Raw genomic sequence first — 2,319 nt, forward strand, 5'->3', positions numbered from 1 at the left:
TCCCTATTAACCCCAAAATAATCAAACATATTAATATCTTTTTCATTTTAACCTCTTTTATTTAGATTTTTAATTTTTTGTTTTTTCCTTTAGATCACCTCCGTTTTATAATCAATTATTTGAATAATTTGGAAATTTAAAAGAAGGGAAAGAATTTTTAATGTTTATTTTTTGTGTTAATTTGCCATTTTTATAAACTTCAATTTTTTTATCTTTTTTATAAATGATTATTTTTCCTAAAATTTCACCATTTTCATTGGTTGCTACTATTTCATCTTCATTATAAAAAATATAGTAATTCAAATAATATCCAATATAATTATCATAATATATTCCTTCTTTTGTTTCACTTTCTTGGTATGAAGGATAAATTTCACTATTTTTTAAAAAATTAATTACTTTTTTAAATTCACCACTATTTAAATCTAATGACCAGAGCAATCCTAAATTTTCATTTGTGCAACAAAATTGGAAAAATAATTTGTCTTTTTTTAAAAAAAACATTTTACTAATATTATCTCCAAAAAGCCAAGGAACAGAGTACAAATCTAAACCTTTGGTTAAATTTACATCTAATTTTCCATCATGCAAATCTATAATAAATAATTTATTTAATAATTTTCGTATATTGGAGTTTAAGGAGTTGTAAATACATATAATTTTATATGAGCTATAAGTTTTTTCTATAATTATGAATGGAATTATCTCTTGATCCTTTAATAAATCAACTGGTAATTTTGAGAATAAAATTTCAAATTCATTTTTTAATTGCATTTTGTTATCTATCATTTCATAAATTTTTAATTTAAAGTTATCTTGTATTTTTACCACAATTGGAGTTTCTAAAAAAATTGAGAATTGAGGCAAATCTGTTTGTAGAGTTTTATAAATTTTAGTACTCTTTTTATAAATTTCTTTTAATTGACAATTAAAATAAAAGTGTTCATTTCCATCCCAAAAATAAGGAAAAATTGAGGAATATGTACCTTGTTTAAAACCAGTATATAGTTTTTCATAGTTAATATAAAGTTTACCATTTTCAATATCCCAATAATTTAAAAAAATTTCATTTTGACCTAAATTATTGTCACTTAATAAATTATTAGAAAGAAAGGGAATGCTATTTTTATTTATAATCGGTTTACATCCAATAATTGTTATTAATACAAAAATAATGATTAATTTTAATATATTTTTTTTCATAATCACATTTATAAATTTAATTTTAATAAAAAACAAGAAACCAAACAGGAAAAGATAATGTAGGTAAGATATATTGCTTTCTATCATGAGTATGAGCACTATATTTCAATATCGAGCCATCATTATATACAATTATAGTTGTATGATCAGGATTTCCATTATTATTCTGATCCATCATACAAATTGAACCAGGGACTGCATAAGGTCTATAATAAGTTAGATAACAATAATTACTCCACATGTAGTTATTTAAATCTGGACAATAAGTCCATGATGTAGTGTAAGGTCTCCATATTGAATCTGTTGGAATACCACCTGCACAAACTGATTGGGACACATAATTTGCACAATCACCACAAAAAGCAAGATAATTAGGATTATAATAATTAGTATCTTGGTATACCCAATCATTAGGGTCTGAACTACACCATATTTTTTTAGTTGTATTTGAAGTATACATATTAGCATAATTAACACAAATAGAAGGGTTATAATTATATTTAGTTTCTGAATTTTTAAAATTAAAATTCAAAAAATTCTTAATAAGATATTCATAAAATTCTTTTTCTAATTCAGAATAATTTTTAATTTCAATAGAATTTTCTGCTAATATATAGTTACCTAATGGATCTTCAATGTATAAACTTAATTTATCATTTTCTTTAATACCCTTAAATCTTATATTAAGTTCTTGTTGAATATTTATATAATTCTTTATATTTTCTACCCAATAATTAAGTTGTTTTTCTAAAAATACTTTCTTATAATTTGAAAAGGAATTTTCATTAAGAAATTTTTTATATGACTTTATTATAGGATGTTCTTCATAATTATTTAATTTTAAAGTATAATAGATTTTTACAAAATATGATAGATCATTATTATTAAATTCTTTGTTATAGATAATATCTTTGATAATATAAATATCTTTAAACTTTCTAATTATAAAATTATCAATTTGATCTTTAAGATAATCCTCTGATAAAATATTATTACAATAAACTTTATTACTCAATTTATACCTTAATGGTAAAATTAATCCAATAAACCCTATAATCCCTATTAACCCCAAAATAATCAAACATATTAATATCTTTTTCATTTAACCTCCTTTTT

The 2,319-nt window shown here is 21.4% G+C and carries 2 protein-coding genes; both read right to left on the reverse strand.

The features are described from left to right. Nucleotides 1-111: 111 nt before the first annotated feature. Nucleotides 112-1,203, reverse strand: coding sequence for a hypothetical protein (locus tag QMD25_07055; GenBank protein ID MDI6861741.1), 1,092 nt, complete (start codon nt 1,201-1,203; stop codon nt 112-114). 22 nt (nt 1,204-1,225) lie between these two features. Further along, nucleotides 1,226-2,305, reverse strand: a complete 1,080-nt coding sequence (locus QMD25_07060) for an amidase domain-containing protein (GenBank protein ID MDI6861742.1) — start codon at nt 2,303-2,305, stop codon at nt 1,226-1,228. Nucleotides 2,306-2,319 lie beyond the last annotated feature (14 nt).

The sequence above is a fragment of the Caldisericia bacterium genome, assembly GCA_030018355.1.
Lineage (GTDB): Bacteria > Caldisericota > Caldisericia > B22-G15 > B22-G15 > JAAYUH01.